Below are 26,922 nucleotides of genomic sequence, written 5' to 3' on the forward strand. Positions count from 1 at the left end.
ATGAATCGATTAACGAAATCACAAATTGAGGAGCTGAGGTGTTTTGACGCGCCGACGATCTGCAATGCCATTGAATTTTTCGGATTGACTCCATGGACGGAGGGGTACATACTTCCGGGGCTGGAACAGAGGACAGGAGGCAAAAAGACTATGATAGGCTACGCGGCGACTGGGAAAATTCTGTCTACAAAGCCGTCTGACGATCCGGAAATTTTCATGAATTATCTGCAGTACATAAGGGATTCGGACGACCCCACCGTGGTGGTGATCCAGGATATGGATGAAAAGCCCGTTGCAACCTTCTGGGGAGATGTGAATGCGTCCACGCACATGTCTTTAGGGGCGGTGGGCCTGGTTACCAATGGAGCGGTCAGGGATCTGAAAGAGGTGGATGAGCTGGGATTTTATTTCTTCGCATCATGTTTGTCTGTTTCACACGGATATGCGCACATTGAGGAATATAATTGTCCGGTAACTATTTTCGGCATGGAGATTCTGCCCGGCGACCTGATCTGCGGGGACTGTCACGGCGTTGTAAAAATCCCCCATGAAATTGCGCCCAAATTGGCTGAGGCATGCAGAAAGGTTGCGGCGGCGGAAGCCTATATCATTCAGCCCTGTAAAGATGCCGTACACCAGGGCAGGAAAGTTTCTATGGGTGAAATCAAAGAGTGGCGGGGCATGGTGAACGCCAAGCGCAGGGAAGCGGAAAGAGAGTACAGCGGAAGATGAAAACTGCCTGAACCGTCAGGTGCTAAGAAGTGTACCGGGGAAAACGGTACGGATAGGAGAAAAGTATGAGAAAAATGGTTAAAGTTTTAACGGTTATTATATCTGTAATAATGGTTTTGGCAAACGTTGCAGGATGTTCACAGAAGGGAAATGAAGCTGCCTCAACCGCTCCGAAAGGAAATGAAGCAGAGACCTCAGCACAGGGAAAAGAGACCGGAGAATCCCCGAAAGCGGAGAGCGGGGAACAGGATATTGACTGGCCCACGAAAACAATCGAAATTGTAGTTCCGGGAGGGGCCGGAGGGGATACGGATCTGTGCACCCGCATGCTGGCCGAAAAACTGCAGGACGAGCTTGGACAGCCGATCATCATCACCAATATAGGGGGAAGCGGAGGCAGCATCGGGGCCAGGGAAGTGGTACAGGCGGACCCCAACGGATATAAGCTTCTCATGTTCCATCCAGGTCTGCTTTTGACGGAGATTTCCGGCGTCGCTGATTTCGGATTTAAGGATTTTGACATGGCAGCCAATGTATTTATGGATGAAACCCTGGTATGGGTGACCAACAAGGCGTCTGAATTCAATGATATGAAAGAACTTGTGGAATATGCCAAGGCCAACAAAGTCCAGTATGCCACGGATTTCGGCGGACATACCCATGCGGTGGCCTTGATGGTACAGGACGCGGCAGGCGTGGAGTTCAATATCATTGACGCAGGCGGATCGTCAGACCGGGTGGCGGCCCTTTTAGGAAACCAGATTGACTTGATTGCAACATCCTATGGAATGATAAAGGATTATGTGGAAAGCGGAGACTTTAAAGTCCTTGGCGTTGCCGCGGATGAGAGAAGCGAGGTTTGTCCAGATGTCCCCACATTTAAAGAACAGGGAATCGATGTGACGGCGCCTAAAAATTACTTTTTATCCTGGCCCAAAGGGATTGACCCGGCAATTCAGAAAAAATTTGCCGCAGCGGTGGAAAAAGCCTGCAGTGATCCGGAACTTCAGAACGAGATTCTGGAAACAATGTGCATAGAAACGTATTATATGGGGCCTGAGGATTTATATGCGTATCTGGAAGAGATGTTTAACCAGTATGAGCCTTTGCTGAAGAAGTAAGAAGGCCGTAGAGGAGGAAAATAGATGCTGCAAAAATACAGAGATGTTTTTGCCGGCAGTCTGCTCATGATTTTCAGCGTCATTTTATTCATATCCGCTTTATCCATTAAAAGCGCGGTGAGCATGAGCGTGGGGCCGGATTTTATGCCCAAACTGGCATCGGTACTGCTGTTTGTTTTGGGAGCGGCGATTGCGGTACAGGGATATTTGGAAGTTAAGAAGAATGCTGCCATGGAGGCAGAACGGGAAGTGGATGATTCAAAGGGTAAAACAGAGGCCATGAAGACCATGTTATTAATGGCTGCTTATGCTGTGTTAATCCAGCCGGCCGGTTTTTGGATCTGTACGGTACTTTATGTTTTCCTTCAGATGATGCTGCTGGCTCCGGCAGGGAAGCGCAGGCCTGTGATGTTTGCTGCCATTGCGGTGATATCGGCATCGGTCATCTATCTGTCATTTACGAAAGGTTTTCATCTCATGCTGCCGTCCGGCATCCTGGGATAAGGCATAGAGGCAGAAGGCTGGGGAAAAGCGCTTGTAACAGCGCTTTTCCCCGGCACAGTGAAAGGAAAGGGGATATCTATGAACGTTTTTGAAATGTTGTCGGCCGGTTTTCTGCTGATTTTTACGGCCAAAACAGTTCTGCTTATTATAGCGGGAGTCATATTGGGGATAGTATTCGGCGCCATACCGGGACTCAGCGCGACAATGGCCGTGGCTTTATGCCTGCCCATATCTTTTGGCATGCAGCCGATTGAAGGAATCAGCCTTTTGATCGGCTTGTATGTAGGCGGGATTTCCGGCGGCTTAATCAGCGCCATTCTGCTGAAAATACCCGGGACGCCGGCGTCGGTTGCCACCACGTTTGACGGTCATCCCATGGCGATGAAAGGGCAGGCTTACAGAGCCATTAATGTGGCGATTCTGTATTCCTTTTTAGGAACTTTAATCGGAGTAGCGGCGCTGATCTGCATCGCGCCTCCATTGGCCGGACTGGCGCTGAAGTTCGGCGCATATGAGTATTTTGCGGTCAGCATTTTTTCCCTGACCCTGATTTCCAGCCTGGTGAGCGGGTCTGTAACAAAAGGTCTGGCCAGCGCCGTAATAGGCCTGATTTTTTCCATGGTGGGAGCGGCGCCCATCGACGCCTTTCCGAGATTTACATTTGGAAGTCCGTCCCTTCACGGGGGATTTCAGATACTGACGCTGTTAATTGGAATGTTTGCAGTTTCTGAAATTATCAGCGTGGCTTATCATGGTCTGGACGGTGATAATGGTACGGTATTTACATATAAGCCGGAAAAGGGATTCGGGATCACCTGGATGGAGTTTACGGGGCAGATTGTCAATATGATCAGGAGCGCGGCCATTGGGCTGGGAATCGGGATTCTGCCGGGAATCGGCGGCGGGACTTCCAATCTGCTGTCTTATATCGCCGCTAAAAAGAGCTCAAAAGATCCGGACAAGTTCGGAACGGGATGCATTGACGGGATCATTGCGTCGGAATGCGCCAATAACGCCGGTATCGGAGGGGCCCTGATCACTCTGCTGTCACTGGGGATACCGGGAGATACTACCACAGCGATGCTGTTAGGCGGGCTGATCATCCACGGAATGACGCCCGGGCCGCTGCTTTTCCAGAAAAACGGCAGCATGGTTTATGGAATCTTTATCGCGCTGCTGATCGCCAGCTTTATCATGCTTGTGACGGAACATATGGGAATGAAGATATTCATAAAACTGCTGGATATTCCGAGGCATATTCTGCTGCCCATCATTATGGCTCTTTGTGTCGTAGGTGCTTTCGGAAACAATAACAGGGTCTTTGACATCGGATGCATTGTGTTTTTCGGCGTTGTCAGCTTTATTTTAAGCAGTTTGAAATTCCAGCTCACCCCCATGATGCTGGGGTTCATACTGGGCGGAAATATGGAGCAGTATTTGAGGCGGGGGCTGATGCAGAGCGAAGGGAGTTTGGTACCTTTCTTTACAAGGCCGATTTCAGCGCTGTTTTTAGGGCTTACGGCTGTCTCTCTGCTGGCTGCGGTAGTTAAAGGGATACGCGGCGCAAAGCGGTCTAAAATCACACAATAACGGGAGGGTTCTAAGATGTTCATCGAGTTTCCCCCGGTACAGGGGGTTATAATACAGGGAATAGACCAGATAAAAATGCCCCGGATGGTAAAGATACACCAACGGTATGATGATAAAAAGATCCCAAACATTGAGCAATATCTGATTGACAGAATGAATCTTGCAGTCAGGGATAAAGAGTGGTTTCGCAAAAAATCCATCTGCATTGCGGTGGGCAGCAGGGGGATCAGGAACCTGCAGCTGATTGTAAAAACCGTATGTGACCAGTTGAAAAGCTGGGGAGCCAAACCATTTGTCATTCCTGCCATGGGAAGCCATGGAGGAGGGACATCCGTAGGGCAGTTAGAAATCCTGAGAGGTTATGGGATAACGGAATGCAATATCGATGTTCCCATTGTATCCAGCATGGAGGTGGTCAGGTATGGTGAGCTGCCCGATAAAACGCCTCTGTACTGTGATAAAAATGCCTATGAATCGGACTGCATTATCCTGATCAATAAAGAAAAACCGCATACGGCTTTCCGCGGGAAGCATGAAAGCGGCCTTGCGAAGATGATCGCCATAGGAATTGCCAAACATAAAGGGGCGGCCGCGTTTCACAGACAGGGGTTCACCCAGTTCGCAGAACGGATTCCTCAGGCGGCAGAATGCTTCCTGCAGAAAATGCCGGTGGTATACGGTATCGGAATCGTGGAAAACGCCTATGATGAAATCTGTGAAATCGGTGTGGCTGATAGGGGGCATTTTTTGGAAATGGATGCAGAAAACCTGGAGAAAGCTAAAAAATCCATGGCCCGGTTCAAGTTTGCCAGGGCGGATGTTCTGGTGATCGATGAGATTGGAAAAGACATTAGCGGTCACGGACATGATCCCAACGTCACAGGAAGGGCGGCGGTTCCGGATGATTCCTTTAAACAGATTCTGGATTTAAAGCGGCTGGTGATTTTAGGTGTTTCTGAAAACAGCCACCATAACGGAAACGGGATCGCAGACGCGGATATCACCACCCGGCGCTGCCTCAACAGCATAGACTGGTCGGTCGTTTGGACCAATATAATGACATCAAATGAAATACAGGGCTGTAAGATCCCATTTTACGCGAACAGTGACCGGGAAGCAGTTGCAATAGCGATCAAAAGCTGTATGGGAGTGGAGCCGGATTCAATAAAAATAGCCCGCATACATAATACGCTTCAGCTGGAAACCATAGAGGTTTCCCAGGCACTGTACGAGGAGATAAAAGATTACCCCGATATCATTTGGGAACAGGGGCCGTATGAATGGGAGTTCGATTCTGAAGGCAATTTTGAAACATAAACAATATGGTGCGGAAGAAAGAGAGGAAATGATATGGAGAAAATAATAAGTCCGGTGATCCGTTTGAATGAACAGGATAACGTGGTGGTTGCGCGAATGGACCTGGAACCAGGCGTACAGGTTCCGGGTGAGGGATTTACAACCAAAACCCCAGTGCCCGCCGGATATAAAGTTGCGTCCAGGGATATAAAAAAGGGCGAGGCGGTAGTGAAATACAACATCAGGATCGGCTTTGCAAAGGAAGATACCCCGGCAGGGGTGATGATGCACAGCCATAACATTGTATTTGACCATGGCACCCTTGACTATGCATTCTGCCGGGATTATAAGCCTGTAGAACTGATTCCGGAAAATGAACGGGCTGTGTTTCAGGGCATTGTAAGAGAGAATGGAAGTGTGGGAACCAGAAACTATATCGCTGTAATGGCGGACAGCAACTGTTCGGCCACTGCCGTCCGAAGGATAGCCGCTTATTTTACGCCTGACAAGCTGAAGGCATACCCGAATGTGGACGGGGTGATCCCTCTGGTAACAACCCTGGGATGCGGGATGGAGATGACGGGAGAGCCGATGGACCTTCTGAGGCGGACCATGTTCGGTTATATGGATAATCCCAATGTGGCGGGCACTGTGGTTGTGGCGCTGGGCTGTGAGCGGAATAATATATACGACATGTTTGAGAAGCTGGGTCTGGTGGAAGGCCCCATGCTCAAGAAGATCGTGATGCAGGAAATTGGCGGAACCGTGCGGGCAATTGAAAATGGAATTGCCGAAGTATATAAAATGCTCCCGCTGGCGGATCTAGCGAAACGGCAGACCGTTTCTGCGGAACACCTGGTTTTGGCTTTGAAATGCGGAGGCAGCGACGGATTTTCAGGATTGTCTGCAAATCCCGCATTGGGAAGGGCCGTAGATATACTGGTGAAGAACGGAGGGACGGCTATCCTTTCGGAAACCCCGGAGATTTTCGGAGCGGAACACACCCTGACCTGCAGGGCAAAAACCCCGGAAGTGGCACAGAAACTTCTGGACAGGATTGACTGGTGGCTGGAATATAACAAAGGAAGAGACTGCCAGATTAACGGAAAGGTGAGCCCCGGAAACAATAAAGGAGGAATTGCCAATATTCTGGAAAAATCCCTGGGCGCGTCTAAAAAGGGCGGCGAAACAGCCTTGAACGCGGTTTATCTGTATGGGGAAAAGGTACGGGAAAAGGGGCTGGTATTCATGGATACTCCCGGATACGATCCTGTGGCCGCCACCGGACAGATTGCAGGGGGAGCCAACATCATGGCATTCACAACCGGCAGGGGCTCCTGCTATGGATGCGTTCCGGTGCCGTCGGTTAAACTGGCCAGCAATACTCCAATGTATACCAGAATGGAGGCGGATATGGATATTAACTGCGGCGTGGTGATAGAAGGAAAGAAAAACCTGGACGAAATGGGGCAGATCATATTTAATGAATTGCTGGAAACGGCATCCGGCAGAAAGAGCAAGAGTGAGGCAATCGGCGTTGGGGAAGACGAGTATATCCCCTGGGCCATCGGTGTTCTCGCATAATAACATAAATACAGGGGATTGGAGACGGCGATTTGGCCGCCTTCAATCCCCTGATTTATTTATCATTAAAATAATCCCGTATCATCCCATAAAACACCTGCTCCGGCTCGGACATCACCCAGTTTTTCCTTCTGACAACCGCATTATACCTGGTCAGCTTTGGTTCCATGGAGTAGTAGGCCACATGCTCCCGGTCGGTGGCGCAGGAATCCGCGATAAATGTGACGCCCACACCGCTTGCGACCATGCTTCTGGTGGTCAGGATGCTGTTGGTTTCCAACATGCCGCTGGGTTTAAAATGACAGGCCGCAAAGATCTGATCCGCAAGAAAACCGATGCTGGAGCCCTTTTTGGCAAGAAGAAAATTATCATCATGAAAATATCTGACGAAATCTTCATAGGTGATGGAACCATCGGGCCGGTCTTTATGAAACGGGTGGCCGACCGGAATTGCAAAATAAACCTCTTCCGTGCGAAGGATCTCCATCTGATCATCAAAGGGGGCTTTTGAAACCGCGGCCATGATGCCCAGATCGATGTTTTCCTCAACCAGCATCTTTGTCAGATTCGGAGGATTGGTTTCTGAAATCTCTATGGTTACTTCAGGGTATTGTTTTTTGAACTGTGGAATGATGGTGGACAGCATGCGGAGGGCAAACTGGGAAGTCACGCCTACTGTAATGTGCCCTTTCTGGTCAAGACCGGAAATTTCTTTATATAAATCCTTTTGGATATGAATGACCTGCTCTGCCGCTTTTACATAGAGTTCACCTGCCGGCGTGAGGGTCAGTTCGCCTTTTGCCCGGTAAAATAAAGGAGTGCCCACTTCCTGTTCCAGCTTCGTCAGATACTGGCTCAGAGACGACTGGGAAACATAGAGTTCTTCCGCCGCTTTTGTCATATTCCGCTTTTTAGCGATGGCTATGATGTAGTTTAGATATTTAACATCCAACACCGTGTCCTCCTGTCTATCAGTTTTTTTCTATAGGCGCTATTAGAAAATACGATTGATGCAATCAGAATTATTAATTGGTAAAATTGCATAAAATGCATTACAATAAATTTATAGTTCCTATAGAGAATTAATTATTAACTATTATAGCAGAATAGTTGAGGAATGTAAAAAGCTTTAATCATTATATTAAATGGGAGGGGAAAAATGGAAAAAGGTACACCAATAGTAGTTGATATGCAGGTGATTCCTGTTGCAGGCCATGACAGCATGCTTATGACACTGAGCGGCGCCCACGGTCCTTTTTTTACAAGGAACCTGGTAATTCTTAAAGACAGCGCAGGCCATACCGGAATTGGTGAAATCCACGGCGGGGATTATACCTGTGACGCTCTGAAAAGCTGTATTCCTCTGGTAGTGGGAAAACAGGTGGGTACATACCGGAAGATTCTGGACAGCATCCATAAGGCGTCTAAAAGATCGGCGGACGACGATGGAGAGGGAATCCAAAGCCTGGACATCAGCAAACTTAAATTCGTAGTGAAAGCGGAATGGGCGATTGAATGCGCGCTTCTCGACCTTTTGGGACAGTATCTGGATCTTCCTATGTGTGAACTTTTAGGGGACGGAAAGCAGAGAGATAAAGTGGAAACACTTGGTTATCTGTTCTATGTGAGCGATAAAAGGAAAGCGGATCTCCCGTATCTGGACGAATGCTACAGTGTGGATCCCTGGTTTAAACTCCGCAGGGAAGAGATGCTGACGCCTGAACGGATTGTGGAACAGGCTTGTACATTGAATGATAAATACGGATTCAAAAACTTCAAGTTAAAAGGCGGCGTTTTGGCCGGAGCTGAAGAGATGGAAGCCGTCAAAGCCCTGAAAAAGCAGTTCCCGGAAGGAAGGATCAACATCGATCCCAACGGCGCATGGAGCCTGGAAGAAGCGGTCCGCATCTGTAAGCCCATGGAAGGCGTCCTCACTTACATAGAAGACCCATGCGGGCCGGAAGCCGGATACAGCAGCCGTGAGATCATGGCGGAATTTAAGAATGCTGTTAACCTGCCTGTGGCAACGAACATGATCGCCACCGACTGGAGACAGTTCTATCATGCAGCAGCCTTAAAGGCTGTGGATATCGTGCTGGCAGATCCTCATTTCTGGGGATTCGGCGGCAGCGTGAGAATGGCTCAGATTTTAAATGACTGGGGCCTTACCTGGGGAAGCCATTCCAATAACCATTTCGATATCACATTGACTGCCTTTGCCCATGTGGCGGCGGCGGCGCCGGGCAATCCTACCGCCCTCGATACCCACTGGATCTGGCAGGACGGACAGAACCTTCTTGATGACACTCCGCAGATCAAAGACGGATATCTGGAAGTGCCGGACAAGCCGGGACTTGGCGTAACCATCAATATGGACAGGGTTATGGAGGCTAACAAGCTTTACAACCAGCTTCCATACCATGACAGGAATGACGCGGAAGCCATGCAGTATCTGATTCCGAACTGGAAGTTCGATTCCAAGAAACCATGTTTGGTGCGTTGAGAAACGAAAAAGTTTTTCTAAGAAAATTATAAGATTAATTAATTTTACTTACTGAAGATACAGCGTTATAATTGGACTTGCGCGAATCATTAGGGGGTTCGCGCAAGAGAAAAATTAGGGGGAAAAGTAAATGTTTATTAAAAAATATGGTGATTTGACAGTCGGTATTTTCTTTATACTGCTGTCGGTGGCTATGATTGTCGCCGCCTATGCGCTTCCGGCCTCCAAGGTTATGGAGATCGGACCTGATTTCATGCCGCTTTGTATCGGCTGGCTGACACTGGTGCTCGGTATTGCCCTCACCGCACTGAGCGTTAAGGAGCTGGCTAAGAATAAGGGCAAAGTGTATGAAGAGGATGAAAACAAACCGGATTACCGGAGAGTTCTTATCAGCTTCGCATTGATCCTGGTCTATGTGTTTGTGATGAAACCCGTAGGATTTATTGTTTCCACCATTGTATATCTTCCGTTACAGATGTATACTCTGGCGCCTGACGATGGCAGAAAACCTGTGTTTTTAACAATTATTTCAATTGTATTTACATTCGCAGTTTTCTTCTTATTCCGTTACGGATTTAAGATCGTGCTGCCTGCAGGTATATTCACAATCAATTTATAGGAGGGATTTTATGGACGCATTAGGTAAGTTAGGTTCTGCTTTTATAGCAATCAGCACTCCGCAGTCACTGCTTCTCATGGCAGCAGGCGTTGCGGTTGGTATTATCTTTGGTTCCATTCCGGGACTTTCGGCAGCTATGGCCGTAGCCTTGTTTCTGCCGCTGACCTTTACACTGAATGCTTCACTCGGTTTAAACCTGCTGGTAGCAGTTTATATCGGAGGTATTTCAGGAGGTCTGATTTCAGCGATTCTTTTGAACATGCCTGGTACGGCATCTTCGATTGCAACAACATTTGACGGATATCCCATGGCTCAGAAGGGAGAAGCGGGAAAAGCGCTTGGATACGGAATTGTATTTTCTTTTATCGGATGTATCTTTTCCTTCCTCGTGCTGGCATTTTTAGCGCCGCCTATCGCTAAGGTGGCTCTGAAATTTACTCCTGTAGAGAACTTCGGTATCTCCGTGTTCGCTCTTACCATGGTTGCCGTACTGGCTTCCGGTTCCATGTTAAAGGGTATTCTGTCCGGTATGGCGGGTCTTATGGTAGCCATGGTGGGCATGGCGCCGATCGACGGTATCGCCCGTTTTACATTTGGCAACAAATCCCTGCTGGCAGGTTTTGATACCCTTCCAACCCTGATCGGAATCTTCGCGATTTCTGAAATCCTGCTGACCGCAGAGAAGATGGGAAGCGGAAAGGCCCTGGAGACGGTTAAGATCAATAAGATCAAAGGGTTTGGTTTCAGCTGGAAAGAATTTGTATATCAGCTTCCCAATGCATTCCGTTCCGCATTAATCGGTACGGGTATCGGTATTCTTCCTGGTATCGGAGGAAGTACATCCGGTATGATGTCCTATGTAACCGCTAAGAATATGTCCAAACATCCGGAAGAGTTCGGTAAAGGATGCCCGGACGGTATCGTTGCAACTGAGACAGCCAACAACGCTACCATCGGCGGAGCTATGATTCCTCTGCTGGTACTGGGTATCCCCGGAGACGGCGTTACCGCTATGATGTTGGGCGGATTCCTGATTCACGGTTTATCAACAGGACCTCTTCTGTTTACAAAGAGTTCAGATATCGTTTACGGTATTTTCGCAGCATGTATTGTGTGCAGTTTCTTCATGCTGATTATCGAGTTCTTCGGTATCAGAGGATTTGTACAGCTGCTCAAGATTCCGAAACACATTTTGATGCCGTTTATTCTGGTACTCTGTGCAGTGGGCGCTTATGCGACCAACAATAAGATTTTCGACGTTCAGTCCATCATTCTGTTTGGTGTAATCGGTTATCTGATTACCAAGTTTAAGATGTCCGTATCGCCCTTTGTATTGTGTTTCCTGATCGGCGAGATGGTTGAGACCTATTTGAGACGAGGGCTCATGCAGTATAAGAGCTTCGGCGCGTTCTTTACAAGACCGATTTTTGATGTATTCTTCGCGCTGGCCATCGGTGTTCTTGCCTGGTCTATCTTTAAGGAATGGAAAGCTTATAAGTTAAAACTCAAAAAAGCTGAGTAGATGATGAGTGATGTTTAGCCGGATTGATATAGAACCCGGTTTACATAAATAAAGTTAAAAGGAGAAAGAGATTATGAGGAAAAGAATTTTAGCAACAGTATTGGCAGCTGGTATGGCAGTCAGCTTAGCAGCATGCGGCGGCGGATCAGGCACAACAGAAGCAGCAAAAACTGAAGCAGCTAAGACAGAGGCAGCTAAGACAGAAACAAAAGCAGAGGAATCAAAAGCTGAAGGCGAGACAAAGGCTGAGGCAGAAGCTCCTGCATCAGACTGGAAGCCAGGCACAACCATTTCTATCGTAGTTCCTGCATCAGCAGGCGGTACAACAGACCTTTCTGCTCGTGTTTGGTCTCAGTTCGCAAAAGAGCTTGGATTTGATTCAGTTGTAGTTAATGCAGGCGGCGCTTCAGGTTCCGTAGCAGCGAACCAGGTTCTGGATGCAGCAGCTGACGGATGCACCGTATTATACGGACACAACCTTGTAAACGTTGCTAACATTGCAGGCGTTACGGATTACAACTATACAGCATTTAAATTAGGACCTACATTCTGTCTGGAACCAGCACAGCAGTTATATGCATCTGCTGCTAAGTACAAAGACTGGAATGACTTCGTAGAGCAGGCAAAAGCAAATCCTGGAAAATTAATGGCTTGTACAGAAGTTGGCGCTTATACATATTATGAATTATTAGGTCTTGAAGTTGCAGCAGGCATTGACCTTGACTTAGTAGACGTTGGATCTAACTCTGAAAAGATCGCAGCTTTATTAGGCGGACAGGTTGACTTGATGCCAGGCGCATATGGCAACGCAAAAGATTATGTGGAATCCGGTGATTTCGTATGCTTAGGCGTTCCTACAGCTGAAAGATATGAAACTGTAAGTGATCTTCCTACATTAAAAGAGCAGGGCGTAGATTATGTATATCCTGATTGTGAATTCTCCTTCTACTTCCCGAAAGATACACCAGACGAAGTGATCGCAGCTTATGAAGCAGTTACAAAACAGCTGACAGAGAACGAAGAAGTTGTTGCAGCTTTAAACAACCTTGCTATGGTTCCGAAATATCTGAACGCAGCAGATTCTGAAGCTAACGATGCCAAGATCTTCTCACAGCTTGAAGAAATCGCAGCTACAGTTCAATAATTAATCAACCTAAAGAGGAATGGCCCTTCCGGTGAGAACCGGAGGGGCCGTTTCCTTTTTAAAGGGACGCTGTATCTGATAAGTTCTGCTTATTGGGCTGATTTTAAATAAATATTAGATATTATATATGGAAAATGATATCATGAAGACAGAAAGAATTCATGGCATTTTAGAAATCAAACGGATAAGGAGAAGGGAAACATGAGCAAAATGAGGTTAATTCTGCGCTGGCACGGCGAAAAAGATCCGGTATCACTGAAACAATATTCACAGGTTCCCAACATCTATGGGATTGTGACGTCACTGTATCATCTGCCGCTGGGCGTTGAGTGGGAGGAAACGGTAATCCGCGGGCTGGTACAGGAAGTGGAACGTTATGGCCTGAAACTGGAGATCGTGGACAGTTTCCGCGTGCATGAAGATATTAAAAGGGGATATGATACCAGGGACGCTTTGATTGAAAATTATAAGAAGAATATTAGAATGCTGGCAAGGTGTGGGATCAAGATCATCTGCTATAATTTTATGCCGGTTTTTGATTGGACCAGAACGGATTTGGCGCATGTGCTTCCGGATGGGTCGGACTGCCTTTCCTTTGATATTGAAAAGGTTCAGGAGGTGGACCCGGACGAGGGGATTGACCTTCCAGGATGGGGGACAAATTATACTCAAAAGCAGCTTAGGGAGCTGTTGAAATCCTACGAAGGCATCGGAGAAAAGGAGCTCTGGGAAAACTTTAAATATTTCCTGGACGCAGTTGTACCTGTTGCAGAAGAAGCGGGAATCATCCTGGCCCTGCATCCGGACGATCCGCCCAGACCGATTTTTGGGCTGCCCCGTTTGGCTAAGAACGCAGAAGACTACAGGCGGATACTGAACTATATTGACAGTCCGTCTAACGCCATCACCTTCTGCACCGGATCGTTCGGTTCCACGGCGGACAATGACCTGCCTGCCATGATAAGGGAGTTCGGCGCCAGGAAGAAGATTCCATTTGTGCATTTCAGGAATATTAAGCTGGAAGAGAACGGTGACTTTTACGAAACCGGCCATGTGACGGAGAGCGGATCACAGGACATGGGCGAGATCATGAGGGCGCTCCACGATACGGATTTTGACGGATACCTGCGCCCGGATCACGGCAGAAGAATCTGGGATGAGGCGTGGACGGAAAAAGAGGTGGTCCAGGCGGATGGTTCGGTAGTGATTGAGAAGAGGCCGGACGGCTGGAACGGTAAAAAGCCGGTTGCAGGTTATGGCCTGTTTGACCGGGCCCTGGGCGCTGCCTACGCGGTGGGGCTTTGGGAAGGGATTGCGAAGCAGAAGGCTGCGGACCGGAAGACTATGGATCAGAAGACTATGGACCAGAAGGCTGCGGACCGATAGTCTGCGGACCGGCAGGCTGCCGGTCGGGAATAAATCAGGACGGAGATATGGTATGTTTGGCAAATTGCCGGATATGCGGTATCTCCGTTATTTTTGACCAATTATCGTTAAATGTCTAAAGATGTCATTTAACTTAAAAATATAAAATGATTTTATTCAAAATATGGTACAAAGTACCGCATATTGTGTATAATATTGACAACATTGTTCGTTATGATATCATGAAAACAGAAGACGGAGGAATACTGATGAAAAGTGTACTGGTACGGTTACAAGAGTATTCAGCGCAGGCCAGCGGCGCTGAAAAGGGGATTCTCTCTAACCTGCTGACGAATCCGGAATCGTTCAGCGGCTGCAGCATTCATGAGCTTGCAGAGAGGACATTCTCATCGCCTTCCACAATCATCCGATTGTGCCATAAGACTGGTTTTGATGGATATAAGGAATTTCAAAGATCTTTAATGTATGAACTGGCAGTCCGAAAGGAAGCAGACAAGAAACAGATGGATGAGATCAAAAGGGACGACAGCCTGGAAGCGATTGTCGATAAGGTTACATATAAAAATATCGTCTCTCTTGAAAATACCAGAAAACTGGTGGATTTGTCCGTGCTGCAGCGCTGTGTGGAGCTGTTGAGGGAGTGCAGTTCTGTTTATTTATTCGGGATGGGGTCGTCCCTTCTCGTGGCCAGGGATGCTTATTTGAAATTTTTAAGGGTTAATAAGAGCTGCCATGTTTGTGACGACTGGCATGCCCAGCTTTTACAGGCCATGAATATCCGCCCGGACTGCGTGGCGATTATTATCAGTTATTCGGGCCTGACGCAGGAGATGATCCGGTGTGCAAAGGAAATCAGAAAAAAAGGCGCGCCCATCATTGTGATTTCGCGTTTTGAAGAATCGCCGCTGGCAAAACTGGCCGATTATAATCTATGTGTGGCAGCTACGGAATTTATTATCAGAAGCGGCGCCATGTCATCCAGAATATCGCAGCTCAACATGATCGATATCCTGTATACCGCTTATATGAACTGCAATTTTGATGACAGCATGAAGCAGCTTAGGCGCACCCACATTAATAAACCGGCAGAATGAGAAATAAAAAAGCTTGGGTCTTTTGAAGTGGTATGAGGAGGAAAACCGGTGCTTGATTTAGAAAATATGACAACAGAATCGAGAAATGCCCGTACAATTAACCTGGATCAGATGACGCCGCTGGAAATTGCCGGCGTGATGAACCAGGAAGACGGCCGCGTGATAGAAGCGGTGAAAAAGGTGCTGCCCCAGGTTGCCGCAGCAGTGAAATGGTGTACGGAAAGCCTGAGAAATGGCGGAAGAATTATTTATATGGGAGCAGGAACCAGCGGCCGTATGGGGCTTTTGGATGCGGTGGAATGCCCTCCCACATTCGGCGTATCGCCGGACGTGGTGATCGGTCTTATAGCCGGAGGAGAATATGCATTTGTAAAAGCGGCAGAGGGGGCGGAAGACAGCCAGATTACCGGGGTGGAGGATTTAAAGAGAATCGGTCTCACCTCCCGGGATACGGTGATCGGGATAGCGGCCAGCGGCCGGACGCCCTATGTGGTATATGGTTTGAAATATGCGAAAAAGACAGGGTGTAAAACGGCTGTCATCGTATGCAACCATAATTCTCCCATGGCTATGGAAGCGGATCTGGCAATTGAACCCATTGTCGGCCCGGAAGTGCTGACCGGCTCCACCCGTTTAAAATGCGGAACAGCTCAGAAAATGGTCCTGAACATGATATCCACAGCCAGCATGGTGGGGATCGGCAAGGCATATCAAAATCTGATGGTGGATGTGGTTCCAACCAATGATAAGCTGAAGGCAAGAGCGGAGAATATGGTTATGATGGCGGCTCAGTGCGGGCGTGAAGAGGCCAGAGAGGCCTTGGAAGCGGCTGAAGGGAATACCAAACTGGCAATTACAAAGGTCCTGCTTCATTGTGAAATCAATGAGGCCAGAAGATGTCTGGAACGTGCAGACGGCCATATCAGAGAGGCCTTAAACGTGTGAAAGGGAAACTTATTCATAAAGTCTTAGCTGTGTAAAACGGCGGAATCGAGGGTAATATGAAAAAAATTATCAGTGTGTTAACAGCAGCGAGTTTAGTTCTCACCTGTGCCGGCTGTTCACCGGCCACAAAAGAAACGGCGGCAGCGAAAGCCGGGGAGACAACCGTTCAGGAAACAACCGCTCCGGAAACGAAAACGGAGGCAGCCCAGGAAGAGAAAAAAACGGAACCAGAGGGCGGAAATGGGACGGAAAATAAGCCGGAAGGCGGAAAACTGGTACTGTATACATCAACAGCCCAGGATAATCTGGATATTGTGCTCCCGGCATTTGAAGAAGCTACAGGTATTAAGGTGGAATTGATCCGCGGTTCAACAGGAGAGATCAACGCCAGAATCCAGGCAGAAGCACAGAACCCTTATGGCGATGTAGCGTGGATTCCAGAAAGCTATATTCTCAGCGACACTTCCTATTTTGAATCCTATATTTCGGAAAATGACAGCCTTTATGACCAGGCGTTCAGGAATACATCCGGTTATGCAACAAATATCAATTACGCCATTCCCGTCATCATTTACAATAAGGAACTGGTGGATTTTGAAATTACAGGGTATGCTGATCTTCTGAAACCTGAATTAAAGGGAAAGATCGCCATGGGCAATGCGGCTTCCAGCTCCAGCGCCTACAATCAGTTGGAAAATATGGTGCTGGCCATGGGAAAAGGAGACACCCTGGATGAAAAAGTGGATTCGGATGAGGCCTGGGCCTATGTTGAGGAATTTTTAAAGAATCTGGACGGCATCATTGTGGACAGCTCCAGCGCTACCTATAAAGGCGTGCTTTCCGGGGAATACGCGGTCGGCATGTCCTGGGATACCCCTGCCCAGGAATACCTGGCAGATAAGGTGGAAAATGTGGGCGTAGTCTATATGGAAGAAGGCGTTATTCCAAAACAGAGTTCCGTAGCGGTCATTAAAAATGCATCAAATATGGAAAATGCCAAGAAGTTTGTGGATTATATGTCCAGCAAAGAAGGGCAGTCTGTCTTAGGCGCAAAGGTCTTAGGCGCCAACCCGCTGATGAGCGGCGTGGAGATTGCGGACTATAAGATGGATATTTCTTCTCTGCATACCATTCCGATCACCACCCAGTGGTCGGCAGATAAAAAAGAAGATATTTTGAAACGGTATGAGGATTTGTATCTGGACATTCTGGAATAAGAGGGAAAACATATGAGCGTTTCAATTAAGATCGAGCACGCGGTTAAAAAGTATGGGGATAAGGTCATAATACCCGACCTGTCACTAAACATCCGCCAGGGAGAGTTTTTTACTCTCCTTGGCTCCAGCGGCTGTGGCAAGACCACACTCCTCAGAATGATTGCCGGATTTAATACGATTGAGGGAGGCAGCTTTTATTTTAATGACAAGCTGATCAACCATCTGCCGCCTTACAACAGAAATATTGGAATGGTATTTCAAAACTATGCGGTATTTCCCCACATGACGGCGGAAAAAAATGTGGGTTACGGCCTGAAACAGCGGAAGATTAAGGACCCGGAGTATTCAAAAAGAGTGAACGATATCCTGGATGTGGTTCAGATTGCAGGTTTGAAGGACCGCCTCCCTTCTGATATGAGCGGAGGCCAGCAGCAGCGGATTGCGCTGGCACGGGCGATTGTTATCCAGCCGGATGTGCTTCTTATGGATGAACCTCTAAGCAATCTGGATGCCAAACTCCGTGTGGAGATGAGGCTTGCTATTAAAAATATACAGAACCAATATAAAATCACCACATTATACGTAACCCACGATCAGGAAGAGGCCCTTTCCATGTCGGACCGGATTGCGGTTATGAATAAAGGCGTGATTCAGCAGATCGGCACTCCGGTGGAAGTCTACTGCCGGCCCTCCAACCTGTTTGTGGCCACATTTATCGGCCAGAGCAATTTGTTTGACTGTGAAGTTGTGAAAAGAGGCACCCAAACCTTTGTAAAATTTTTCGACGGAAGTGAATATCAAACCAGCAGGTTAACGTCTTCTGTGAACCACGGACAGAAAGTGAAAGCGGTCATCCGGCCTACGGAATTGAGTTTTCAGGAGAAAGGAATCCGGGGAGAAGTTGAGGAGAATATTTTCCTGGGAACTGAAATGCGCTACATTATCAGGATGGCGGACGGCAGTAAGGTGGAAATTTCCCAGGATATCAAAAAAAGAATGAGATTGCCCGGAGATCAGGTGACGCTTGGATTTGATATGGAAGAAATCAATTTGTTTGATATGGAGAGCGGTGATTCGCTGATGAAGGATGTGAAGAAGCATGAATAGAAAAAGAATGAGGATTGACGGGTGGACGCTGATTTCCATAATCTGTTTTGTCTATTTTGGTATCTTCTTCATCTACCCCATATCAAAAATACTGATAAACAGTGTCTATGACTCAGCGGCAGGAACCTTTCAGTTTGATACGTTTATCAAATTTTTCAGCAAAAAATATTACACCAATACGATCATCAACAGCTTAAAAGTGACCACTCTTGCCACCTTTCTGACGTGCGCGGCAGGCACTGCTTTGGCCTATATCAGCAGGACCATAAAGATCAAAGGCAAAGGGCTCATCGATATCATGCTGATGATATCGGTTGTTTCCCCGCCGTTTATCGGCGCGTACTCCTGGGTCATTTTGCTGGGCAGGGCCGGGCTCATTACCGGTTTATTGAAGAAAATCGGAATTAATTACGGCGGGATCTATGGGTTTGGCGGAATTCTTCTTGTATTCACCCTGAAGCTGATGCCGCTCGTGTATCTCTATGTTTCAGGGGCGCTGAAGAATATGGACAGCTCTCTGATTGAGGCGGCGGAAAGCCTGGGCAGCAAAGGATGGAACCGGATACGGGAAATCGTGATTCCGCTGATCCTTCCCACGATTCTGGGATCGGGGTTGTTGGTATTTATGAGGATACTGGCTGATTTTGGTACGCCGAAACTCATTGGAGAAGGATACCGGACGCTGCCCACCCTGATTTATGATTCTTTTATTGGGGACGTGTCCAATGACAAAACGCTGGCAGCCACAATCAGTGTGGTGATCATTTTATTTACTACGGTGATTTTCCTCTTGCAGCGTTATGTATCAGGGCGGAAAAAGATCGAGATGTCCGCGCTGAGGCCGGTGGAACCCAGGAAAGAAACGGGGGTTAAGAATGTGCTGGCGCATTTGTTTGTCTATCTGTGTGCTGGTTTTGCCATTCTTCCCATGCTGGTAGTCTTGTACAATTCGTTTCAAAAGACAAAAGGCACTCTGTTCATAGGCGGGTTTACACTGGAAAACTATACGAAATCCCTGGAAACCATGGGCATGACTATAAAAAATACATTTTTGTTCTCTGCCATTGCCCTGGCCATCATTATTACATTGGGGGTTGTGATCGCCTATACTTCGGTCCGCAGACGGAATAAACTCACATCATTTCTGGATGTGATCTCCATGTTTCCGTATATCATACCGGGGTCTGTGCTGGGCATCGCCCTGATCCTTTCTTTTAATAAAAAACCGCTGTTACTGAGCGGAACAGCGGTGATCATTATCATGGCCTGGGTCATCAGAAGGCTGCCTTATACAATCCGGAGCAGCGAGGCGATTCTCAGGCAGATTGACCTTGGGGTGGAAGAGGCGTCTCTGAGCCTGGGAGCCAATGGATTCAAAACATTTGTATGCATTACGCTGCCCATGATGGCCAGCGGGATTATGTCCGGCGCCATCATGAGCTGGCTGTCGATCATCACTGAGCTGAGCGCTTCTGTCATGCTTTGGGTGACCTCTACCCAGACCATTACCATTGCAATTTATTTTCAGGTGATGGACGGAAACTACGGGACAGCGTCCGCCCTGTCCTCCATGCTCAGCCTGCTGACCGTCTGTGTTCTGCTTTTATTCTTTAAATTAACAGGCAAGAGAGAAATAGAGTTATAACAGGGCGCTGGGCGCCGCCTGTCTGGAAGGGCAGACGTCTGCCGGAACATCGGTTTCGGTGGAGGTCTGTCCTTCTTTCTGCTTCAGATGCCGGAAAATATAGCCAGTGACAAAGAACACAGCGATCAGTGTAACGATATCCGAGACTGGGGCGCTGTATAAGGTTCCGGTCAGCCCCATATAGCGGGGCAGGATCAAAACTAAAGGCACACTGAGGATAAAATCACGGAGAAGTGACAATCCGGTGGATAAGAACGGTTTTCCAAGGGCCTGGAGGAATATGCTGGTGGCTTTCTGGATACAGCAGAATAAAATTGTGGACAGGAACAGGCGGAAGGCCATAACTGCGAATTCATTGTATAAGTCGCTTTCACTTCCGAATATGGAAATGATCTGCTGCGGAAATGCCTCAAAACAGATGGTGGCTATGATTCCCACACAGGCTTCCGCCATTAGCATGGTTTTAAATATCTCTTTTACCCGTCTGTATTTACCGGCTCCGTAGTTAAATCCGATAATTGGCTGGGAACCTGCAGCGATGCCTACCACGACAGCGATGACAATCTGGAAGACTTTCATCACGATGCCTACAACCGTTAGAGGGATATCAGCTCCGTATTTGGACTGGGCCCCGTAAGTGACAAGGGTGTTGTTCATAACAGCCATGATGATAACGATGGAAATCTGGGTCAAAAAGCTGCTGATGCCCAAAGGCAGGAATTTTTTCATCACACTAAGATCAGGCAGAAAGCTGTCCCTGCTCAGATGAAAGGTTTTTGTGTGGATCAGATAATAACCGGCCAAAATAGCGGAAATGATCTGCCCGGTAATGGTGGCCGCCGCCGCTCCGGCCATGCCCCAGTGCAGCACGAAAATCGCCACAGGATCTAAGATCACGTTGATTACAGCTCCGATCAATGTGGAAAGCATGGCGAACTGGGGATTTCCGTCCGCCCTTATGATGGAATTCATGCTGTTGGCAAACATAAAAAATGGTATGCCCATAATAATATAGAAGAAATACTCTTTGGCATAGCCGATATTGCCTTCCGTGGCGCCGAAGGCCCACAGCAGGTTATCCCGGGAAAGGGCGACAAACAGAGTGAAAATAAGGCTGACCGCTATGATAAATGATACCGCGTTTCCCACGCTCTTTTTCGCTCTTTTTTCGTCCTTCATACCCTGGCAGATGCTGAGATAGGCGGCGCATCCGTCTCCTGTGAGCAGGGCCAGGGAAAGGGCAATCACGGTGACCGGAAAGATGATGTTGGTGGCTCCATTTCCCAGATATCCGATTCCTCTTCCGATAAATATCTGGTCGACGATATTGTACAGAGATGAAACGAGAAGTGACATGATGCAGGGAATGGAGAATTTCATCATCAGTTTTCCGATCTTCCCCTCTGCCAGGTATTGATTTGTATTTAATGTGTGTTCCATAAATTACCTCCATTTTCAAAAATAAAACGGCTGCATCAGCGACGAGAGACCTTCTCATCATTGATACAGCCGTTCTGCAGCTTATATCCTAGCACATTTTTTGGAGCGGTGTAATTGGCAATGGTACACAAAGATTTACCTCGGTATATATGTGCAGAATGCCTGCATCCGCTATGTTTTCGTACGGTCCGCGCAGTAAATGTGCAGACCTATCTGAACCGTTACGCAGAATTTACAAACCAATCGGTTTCGTTAAGGCGTTCAGGGGGCAGGAATCATTTTTTAACAGACATCATTAGGGCGTATTACAGAATATCTTTGCCAGGCGGATGAATTCGCGGGCGGCTTCACTCAGATATCCGTCCTTTCTGTAGCTGACGGTCATCTCCCATTCCAGTTTTTTCGGCAGGGAGAAACAGGCCATGCCTTCCCTGTCCTTTTTTACATAATAATAAGGAAGAAGGCCGCAGCATAAGTTGGATTTTATCATGGTCACAATGGCCAGGTTATTGGAGGTTTCAAACAGCACATTGGGCACAAACCCGGCCTCCTGAAACGCGGATTCCACCAGAGGCCGGATGGTGGACCCTTTGTACATGAGCACAAAAGGTTCGTATTTCAATTCGGACAGGCTGAGCGTGTGAAAGGGCTGTCCCTCGGGGGCTGCCAATGTGCCTAAGGGATGGCCTTTGGGTATGGCCAGGATGATCTCTTCCTGCATCAGAGTGATGAAATTGCTGCCGTTTTTCTGTTTTTCACAGAGCGTTTGAAATCCGATATCCAGATCACCCCGTGAAATCAGTTCCTGCTGCTGTTTGACGCTGAGTTCCATTGGCTCCACTATGACTGTGGGATAGAGGCGGTGGAAATCAGGGTAGACCGCGGAAAACATGGCGATTCCACGGCCGGAAGTAAAGCCTACGGAAAGCTTTCCCTTTTGGGATTCAGCCATGTCATTTAAAATGCTGTAGGTTTTCCGTTTGATTCGCAGAATCTCCCTGGCATTTTCCAGATAGACCAGCCCGGCTTCCGTAGGATGCCAGTCTGTCCGGGAACGGTAAAACAATTGAAGGCCCAGTTCCTTCTCCAGTTTAAGAAGCTGCTGGTTCAGGGCGGACTGGGTGATAAACAGCTTTTCGGCCGCCCTTGTGATGTTGTTTTCATCGGCAATTTTTACAATATATTCGATTTGTTTCAGATCCATAAAGTTCCTCCATGCCGGAGCGTTTTTGGCGCAAATACTGTGCTCCTCTTATTTTTCGGCTGTTCACATTCATAAGTCAGTTATATAATAAAATTGAATTGGAATCAATAGAGAACTCTTAATTTCACTTATTAAAAACTAAAAAATATTAATTTTACTTAATAAATTCTATGCGCTATAATGAGGATAAAGGATAATTTTACAGGAGGAGGGTCAGTTATGCGGATTGTAAAAGGGGGAAATGTTTCCCGTCTGCTTCAGGATGTGGAGATTCCAAAGATGTTCCATGCAACGCAGACATTTAACAAAGACAGAATCGATCCGTCTGAAATCCCGGCAGTTGTATACGGCCAGCTTTCCAGACCGGAGATTGGGGCCGCCATTAAGCCGGGGATGAGCATTGCCATCACCGCGGGAAGCCGGGGGGTTGCCAATGTGGACATTATCACCAAAGCGATTGTGGATTTCTGTAAGGAGAAGGGGGCCAGCCCATTTATTGTGCCCGCCATGGGAAGCCATGGAGGCGCGGATGCACGGGGACAGAAAGAATTGCTGGAGGGTTATAACATCACGGAAGAGAGCATGGGATGTCCGGTGAAATCGTCCATGGAAACCGTGATGTTAGGATATTCTGAGTATGGGAAACCGGTATATCAGGATAAGAATGCCCATGAAGCCGACGGAATCATCATTTCCTGCCGGATAAAACCTCATAATGCATTCAGGGGGCCTTATGAAAGCGGCGTCTGCAAGATGATGGTTGTGGGCCTGGGAAAACAGAAGGGCGCTGAAAGCGTACATAGCGACGGCCTCGGCAATATGGCACGGAATCTGCCTGCCAACGCAAAAGTGGTTGCGGAGAAATCCAATATCCTGTTTGCCATTCCATGTGTTGAAAATGCCTATGACGAAACGGCGCTCATCGAAGCCATACCTAAGGACAAGATTTTTGAACGGGAGCCAGAGCTTTTAAAGACGGCATTTTCCAATATGCCCAGCATTCTGGTGGATGAAGCGGATGTTTTGGTGGTAAATGAAATGGGGAAAAATTACAGCGGAACCGGAGTTGACCCCAACATCTCTGGAACCTGGTCAACGGAGTTCGGTAAAGGCGGGCTGAAGGTAAAACGTACCTGTTTCCTGGATTTGACGGACTGCTCCCATGGAAATGCCAACGGCATGGGGCTGGCGGATATTATTACCGCCAGAATGTATGATAAGCTGGATTCGGAAGTGATTTATCCCAACTGCTTTACAAGCACAGTGCTCCGTTCCGGCATGATGCCCCCGGTGGTCGCCACGGACAAAGAGGCCATCCAGGCATGCATCCGCACCGCCAACGGTGTGGAAGACAGGAAAAAATGCAGGGTTGTGAGGATTAAGAACACCCTTCATGTGGGAAATATCATGCTGTCGGAAGCTTATTATGAGGATGTGAAAAACGGCAGATACCCGGGCGTAACTGCTGATTCAGAACCGGCGGACCTGGAATTCGATGAGGATGAAAACCTGATCACACCAATGTAAAATACAACTGTTACATACAACTGTTTAAAGAGGAGGTAATGATTTGAGCGCACCACTGTATATTAAAATCAAAGAAGAAGATAATGTGGCTATCGCAGTCAATGAAATCAAAGCCGGCACCGAGGTGATGCCGGGAATTACAGCTACCCAGGACATTCCCCAGGCGCATAAAATTGCGCTTTGCGACATTCCTAAAGATGGGAAAATCATCCGCTATGGCGTCATTTTGGGCTATGCCACTGACCCGATTAAAAAAGGTGACTGGATCAACGAAAAGATGCTGGTTCTGCCCACACCGCCGTCCGTAGACGAGATGGTATTCGGCACAAACCTTGTGACAGACCTCCCGACACCGCCGGTTACTGCTTGGGAAGGCTACCGCAATCCTGACGGCGGTTATGCGGGCACCCGCAATATATTGGGAATCAGCACCACCGTTCAGTGTGTGACGGGCGTGCTGAATGTGGCCGTCGCTAAGATGAAGGCAGAACTTCTCCCTAAATATCCCAATGTGGACGATATCGTGCCCATCAACCATGCATATGGCTGCGGCGTTGCCATCAATGCGCCGGAAGCCAAAGTTCCCATCCGTGCGTTAAGAAACCTGTCCAAACATCCCAACTTTGGCGGGCAGCTCATGGTTGTGGGCCTTGGATGTGAGAAGTTTACTGTGGAAATGCTGTGTGACGAAGCTGATATCACTCCGGAAAATGTCATCATCCTTCAGGAGAAAAAAGGCTTTGACGCTATGATCGACGCTCTTATGGAGATGGCGGAAAAGAAGCTGGCCATTTTAAATGAAAGAAAGAGGGAAGTTCTTCCGCTGTCCGATCTGCTGATCGGCCTGCAGTGCGGAGGAAGCGACGCATTTTCCGGTGTAACGGCAAATCCATCGGCCGGTTATGCTGCTGATATGCTGGTAAAAGGCGGAGCCACCGTATTGTTTTCCGAGGTTACGGAAGTGCGTGACGGGGTTTACCTGATCGGAGAGCGCTGTGTGAATGAGGAAGTAGGGAAAAAACTGGCTGCTGAAATGAAATGGTATGACCACTATCTGGAGGAAGGCCAGGTTGACCGCAGCGCCAACCCGACGCCGGGCAATAAAAAAGGCGGGCTTTCCAATATCGTGGAAAAAGCCATGGGTTCCATCGCAAAGTCCGGTACATCCCCGGTTGTAGAAGTGCTTTCCCCGGCAGAAAAACCGTCTAAGAAGGGCCTGATCTATGCAGCCACCCCTGCCAGCGATATTGTCTGCGGCCCCTGCCAACTGGCGTCCGGAATCGGCCTTCAGGTATTCATGACAGGCCGCGGCACCCCTTATGGCCTTGCAATCGCTCCGGTAATAAAGGTTTGCTCCAGAAATGATATGAAAGAGCAGTGGCCGGATCTGATCGATGTGAATGCGGGCCCCATTGCCACTGGTGATGCCACGATTGAGGATATCGGAACGCTGCTGTTTAACGAGATCGTGGATGTGGCCAGCGGTAGAAAGCAGAGTTTTGCAGAGAAATATAAACTTCATAATGACTTGTGCATCTTTAACCCGGCGCCGATTACCTGATTCGGCCGGATGTAGATTTTAAGTGCACCTGGGCGGTGCTTCCTGAGAGATTGATGAAGGGGGATTGCCCGGGTGTGTTTTTTTATGGAGAGTTTTGAGTGCGGGATTTTGAGTATGGCATGATCCGCTTTTGGGTGCTGAGGTGTGAGATTATCGGCTTTAGGGTACTGAGATATGAGCTTATTTTTGTTAGATTCTCTGGTTTAATATTCTTCGTTTTATTATTCTCCGGATTATTTTTTTAGATCAGAAGTCTCAGATTAATTCTCAGATTTATTCTCAGATTTCAATTCTCAGATTTAATCTATAAAATACAATTCTCAGATTTAATCTATAAAATCATTGAGAAATAACATTTTTACTGGTATAATTATACGATAGTCATAGATATTGCTGGGCTACAGCAGTAGTATTCTGATATTGTGGAAGTCATCCACATTCTACAGGCCGTTTCGGCCGCATTTTCCTATTAAAAAAACAAAGGCATTAGGAGGATACTGTATGTTTAATAATAGTATAACAAAAGAAACCAGCAACCGTGAGGTGAAATCCAGCGCATTTACGGCATTATTCAGCGATCCGAAGAATGCGGCCGCCCTTTATCAGGCCCTGGAGCCGGGCGAGGAGGTGAAGCCGGAAGATATTGATTATACGACATTGAGCGGAGTGCTGTTCATGGCTAGGAAGAACGATATGGCGTTTACCGTGAAAAAAAGAGTATTGGTAATCAGTGAACACCAGTCCACAGTGAATGAAAACATGCCTTTACGGGATGTGATTTATTTTGGTAGAACGATTGAGAAACTGGTAGAACCGAAGGCGTTATATAAAACCCGCCTGATCTCCATCCCGGCACCGGAATTCTATGTATTTTATAATGGAACGGCTCCGTTTGCTGCGGAAAAGGAACTGAGATTATCGGGTGCCTACCTTGTAAAAGACGGGGAACCTATGTTAGAATTAAAGGTGAAAGTAATCAATATAAACCTGTCGGCAGACCATCCGATATTAAAGCAATGCCGTCCAATTTATGAGTATTCCAGCTTTATCCAAAAGATCCGTGATTGTATGAAAATCGGGAAGACCAGGGATGAAGCAATTATTCAGGCGATATCGGACTGTGAAAACGAGGGGCTTCTTGTGGAGTTTTTAAGGGAACATGGAACGGAGGCGTCGAATAT

22 protein-coding genes are annotated in these 26,922 nt (G+C 47.7%); 19 read left to right on the forward strand and 3 right to left on the reverse strand.

The genetic code is table 11. From position 1 onward, the window contains the following. The 6 genes from GPL15_RS16275 (at window position 1) to GPL15_RS16300 (ending at window position 6,827) form a co-directional block, all read left to right on the forward strand. Window positions 1-732: an RraA family protein gene (locus GPL15_RS16275; RefSeq protein ID WP_215699745.1), complete on the forward strand. Its 732-nt coding sequence runs from the start codon at window positions 1-3 to the stop codon at window positions 730-732. Between the two features lie 65 nt (window positions 733-797). Then, a complete protein-coding gene (locus GPL15_RS16280; protein WP_215699746.1) occupies window positions 798-1,853 on the forward strand; it encodes a tripartite tricarboxylate transporter substrate binding protein in 1,056 nt (351 codons plus the stop codon). A 24-nt stretch (window positions 1,854-1,877) separates the two neighbouring features. Further along, window positions 1,878-2,357, forward strand: a complete 480-nt coding sequence (locus GPL15_RS16285; protein ID WP_215699747.1) for a tripartite tricarboxylate transporter TctB family protein — start codon at window positions 1,878-1,880, stop codon at window positions 2,355-2,357. A gap of 78 nt (window positions 2,358-2,435) precedes the next feature. Beyond that, a complete protein-coding gene (locus tag GPL15_RS16290; protein WP_252198467.1) occupies window positions 2,436-3,947 on the forward strand; it encodes a tripartite tricarboxylate transporter permease in 1,512 nt (503 codons plus the stop codon). Between the two features lie 15 nt (window positions 3,948-3,962). Next, on the forward strand, window positions 3,963-5,264 hold the full coding sequence (locus GPL15_RS16295; RefSeq protein ID WP_215699748.1) for a lactate racemase domain-containing protein: 1,302 nt from the start codon (window positions 3,963-3,965) through the stop codon (window positions 5,262-5,264). 33 nt (window positions 5,265-5,297) lie between these two features. Next, on the forward strand, window positions 5,298-6,827 hold the full coding sequence (locus tag GPL15_RS16300) for an altronate dehydratase family protein (protein ID WP_215699749.1): 1,530 nt from the start codon (window positions 5,298-5,300) through the stop codon (window positions 6,825-6,827). A gap of 55 nt (window positions 6,828-6,882) precedes the next feature. On the opposite strand, the gene GPL15_RS16305 is transcribed toward GPL15_RS16300, so the two are convergent. Beyond that, complete coding sequence (locus GPL15_RS16305; RefSeq protein WP_215699750.1) at window positions 6,883-7,779, reverse strand: LysR family transcriptional regulator; 897 nt, start codon at window positions 7,777-7,779, stop codon at window positions 6,883-6,885. 207 nt (window positions 7,780-7,986) lie between these two features. Between GPL15_RS16305 and GPL15_RS16310 the strand changes: the two genes are divergently transcribed. From GPL15_RS16310 to GPL15_RS16355, 10 genes are all read left to right on the forward strand, one after another. Beyond that, window positions 7,987-9,330, forward strand: a complete 1,344-nt coding sequence (locus tag GPL15_RS16310) for an enolase C-terminal domain-like protein (RefSeq protein WP_215699751.1) — start codon at window positions 7,987-7,989, stop codon at window positions 9,328-9,330. Window positions 9,331-9,460: 130 nt separating this feature from the next. Then, a complete protein-coding gene (locus tag GPL15_RS16315) occupies window positions 9,461-9,949 on the forward strand; it encodes a tripartite tricarboxylate transporter TctB family protein (RefSeq protein WP_215699752.1) in 489 nt (162 codons plus the stop codon). 10 nt (window positions 9,950-9,959) lie between these two features. Further along, window positions 9,960-11,471, forward strand: coding sequence for a tripartite tricarboxylate transporter permease (locus GPL15_RS16320; protein WP_215699753.1), 1,512 nt, complete (start codon window positions 9,960-9,962; stop codon window positions 11,469-11,471). Between the two features lie 73 nt (window positions 11,472-11,544). Then, window positions 11,545-12,615, forward strand: a complete 1,071-nt coding sequence (locus tag GPL15_RS16325; protein ID WP_215699754.1) for a tripartite tricarboxylate transporter substrate binding protein — start codon at window positions 11,545-11,547, stop codon at window positions 12,613-12,615. A 201-nt stretch (window positions 12,616-12,816) separates the two neighbouring features. Beyond that, the gene (locus tag GPL15_RS16330; RefSeq protein ID WP_346344989.1) at window positions 12,817-14,001 is read left to right on the forward strand and encodes a mannonate dehydratase; all 1,185 of its coding nucleotides are present in this window, start codon (window positions 12,817-12,819) and stop codon (window positions 13,999-14,001) included. Between the two features lie 248 nt (window positions 14,002-14,249). Continuing rightward, the gene (locus tag GPL15_RS16335) at window positions 14,250-15,095 is read left to right on the forward strand and encodes a MurR/RpiR family transcriptional regulator (protein ID WP_215699755.1); all 846 of its coding nucleotides are present in this window, start codon (window positions 14,250-14,252) and stop codon (window positions 15,093-15,095) included. Window positions 15,096-15,143: 48 nt separating this feature from the next. Beyond that, window positions 15,144-16,040, forward strand: a complete 897-nt coding sequence (gene murQ, locus GPL15_RS16340) for an N-acetylmuramic acid 6-phosphate etherase (protein WP_215699756.1) — start codon at window positions 15,144-15,146, stop codon at window positions 16,038-16,040. A gap of 56 nt (window positions 16,041-16,096) precedes the next feature. Continuing rightward, on the forward strand, window positions 16,097-17,257 hold the full coding sequence (locus tag GPL15_RS16345; protein WP_215699757.1) for an extracellular solute-binding protein: 1,161 nt from the start codon (window positions 16,097-16,099) through the stop codon (window positions 17,255-17,257). Window positions 17,258-17,269: 12 nt separating this feature from the next. Continuing rightward, window positions 17,270-18,364 carry an ABC transporter ATP-binding protein gene (locus GPL15_RS16350; RefSeq protein WP_215699758.1) on the forward strand — a complete coding sequence of 365 codons (1,095 nt, stop codon included), beginning with the start codon at window positions 17,270-17,272 and terminating at the stop codon, window positions 18,362-18,364. Beyond that, window positions 18,357-20,009 (forward strand): iron ABC transporter permease, encoded by a 1,653-nt coding sequence (locus tag GPL15_RS16355; protein ID WP_215699759.1) that lies wholly within the window; start codon window positions 18,357-18,359, stop codon window positions 20,007-20,009. Before GPL15_RS16350 ends, GPL15_RS16355 begins: the two co-directional genes overlap by 8 nt. On the opposite strand, the gene GPL15_RS16360 is transcribed toward GPL15_RS16355, so the two are convergent. Beyond that, the gene (locus GPL15_RS16360; protein WP_215699760.1) at window positions 20,004-21,449 is read right to left on the reverse strand and encodes an MATE family efflux transporter; all 1,446 of its coding nucleotides are present in this window, start codon (window positions 21,447-21,449) and stop codon (window positions 20,004-20,006) included. The genes GPL15_RS16355 and GPL15_RS16360 overlap by 6 nt on opposite strands. A 295-nt stretch (window positions 21,450-21,744) precedes the next feature. Then, the gene (locus GPL15_RS16365; protein ID WP_215699761.1) at window positions 21,745-22,653 is read right to left on the reverse strand and encodes a LysR family transcriptional regulator; all 909 of its coding nucleotides are present in this window, start codon (window positions 22,651-22,653) and stop codon (window positions 21,745-21,747) included. A 219-nt stretch (window positions 22,654-22,872) separates the two neighbouring features. On the opposite strand from GPL15_RS16365, the gene GPL15_RS16370 reads away from it, so the two are divergent. The 3 genes from GPL15_RS16370 to GPL15_RS16380 form a co-directional block, all read left to right on the forward strand. Beyond that, window positions 22,873-24,180 (forward strand): lactate racemase domain-containing protein, encoded by a 1,308-nt coding sequence (locus GPL15_RS16370; protein ID WP_215699762.1) that lies wholly within the window; start codon window positions 22,873-22,875, stop codon window positions 24,178-24,180. A gap of 43 nt (window positions 24,181-24,223) precedes the next feature. Further along, window positions 24,224-25,741 carry a galactarate dehydratase gene (gene garD / locus GPL15_RS16375; RefSeq protein WP_215699763.1) on the forward strand — a complete coding sequence of 506 codons (1,518 nt, stop codon included), beginning with the start codon at window positions 24,224-24,226 and terminating at the stop codon, window positions 25,739-25,741. Window positions 25,742-26,242: 501 nt separating this feature from the next. Next, the coding region (locus tag GPL15_RS16380) for a hypothetical protein (protein WP_215699764.1) at window positions 26,243-26,922 on the forward strand (680 nt) is incomplete at its 3' end.

The organism is Clostridium sp. MCC353, assembly GCF_018785315.1.
Lineage (GTDB): Bacteria > Bacillota > Clostridia > Lachnospirales > Lachnospiraceae > CHH4-2.

Excerpts from the sequence above, each read along its gene's own strand:
- GPL15_RS16275 (WP_215699745.1), top strand. The coding sequence starts at position 1 with ATGAATCGATTAACGAAATCACAAATTGAGGAGCTGAGGTGTTTTGAC.
- GPL15_RS16280 (WP_215699746.1), top strand. The coding sequence starts at position 798 with ATGAGAAAAATGGTTAAAGTTTTAACGGTTATTATATCTGTAATAATG.
- GPL15_RS16285 (WP_215699747.1), top strand. The coding sequence starts at position 1,878 with ATGCTGCAAAAATACAGAGATGTTTTTGCCGGCAGTCTGCTCATGATT.
- GPL15_RS16290 (WP_252198467.1), top strand. The coding sequence starts at position 2,436 with ATGAACGTTTTTGAAATGTTGTCGGCCGGTTTTCTGCTGATTTTTACG.
- GPL15_RS16295 (WP_215699748.1), top strand. The coding sequence starts at position 3,963 with ATGTTCATCGAGTTTCCCCCGGTACAGGGGGTTATAATACAGGGAATA.
- GPL15_RS16300 (WP_215699749.1), top strand. The coding sequence starts at position 5,298 with ATGGAGAAAATAATAAGTCCGGTGATCCGTTTGAATGAACAGGATAAC.
- GPL15_RS16310 (WP_215699751.1), top strand. The coding sequence starts at position 7,987 with ATGGAAAAAGGTACACCAATAGTAGTTGATATGCAGGTGATTCCTGTT.
- GPL15_RS16315 (WP_215699752.1), top strand. The coding sequence starts at position 9,461 with ATGTTTATTAAAAAATATGGTGATTTGACAGTCGGTATTTTCTTTATA.
- GPL15_RS16320 (WP_215699753.1), top strand. The coding sequence starts at position 9,960 with ATGGACGCATTAGGTAAGTTAGGTTCTGCTTTTATAGCAATCAGCACT.
- GPL15_RS16325 (WP_215699754.1), top strand. The coding sequence starts at position 11,545 with ATGAGGAAAAGAATTTTAGCAACAGTATTGGCAGCTGGTATGGCAGTC.
- GPL15_RS16330 (WP_346344989.1), top strand. The coding sequence starts at position 12,817 with ATGAGCAAAATGAGGTTAATTCTGCGCTGGCACGGCGAAAAAGATCCG.
- GPL15_RS16335 (WP_215699755.1), top strand. The coding sequence starts at position 14,250 with ATGAAAAGTGTACTGGTACGGTTACAAGAGTATTCAGCGCAGGCCAGC.
- GPL15_RS16345 (WP_215699757.1), top strand. The coding sequence starts at position 16,097 with ATGAAAAAAATTATCAGTGTGTTAACAGCAGCGAGTTTAGTTCTCACC.
- GPL15_RS16350 (WP_215699758.1), top strand. The coding sequence starts at position 17,270 with ATGAGCGTTTCAATTAAGATCGAGCACGCGGTTAAAAAGTATGGGGAT.
- GPL15_RS16355 (WP_215699759.1), top strand. The coding sequence starts at position 18,357 with ATGAATAGAAAAAGAATGAGGATTGACGGGTGGACGCTGATTTCCATA.
- GPL15_RS16360 (WP_215699760.1), bottom strand. The coding sequence starts at position 21,449 with ATGGAACACACATTAAATACAAATCAATACCTGGCAGAGGGGAAGATC.
- GPL15_RS16365 (WP_215699761.1), bottom strand. The coding sequence starts at position 22,653 with ATGGATCTGAAACAAATCGAATATATTGTAAAAATTGCCGATGAAAAC.
- GPL15_RS16370 (WP_215699762.1), top strand. The coding sequence starts at position 22,873 with ATGCGGATTGTAAAAGGGGGAAATGTTTCCCGTCTGCTTCAGGATGTG.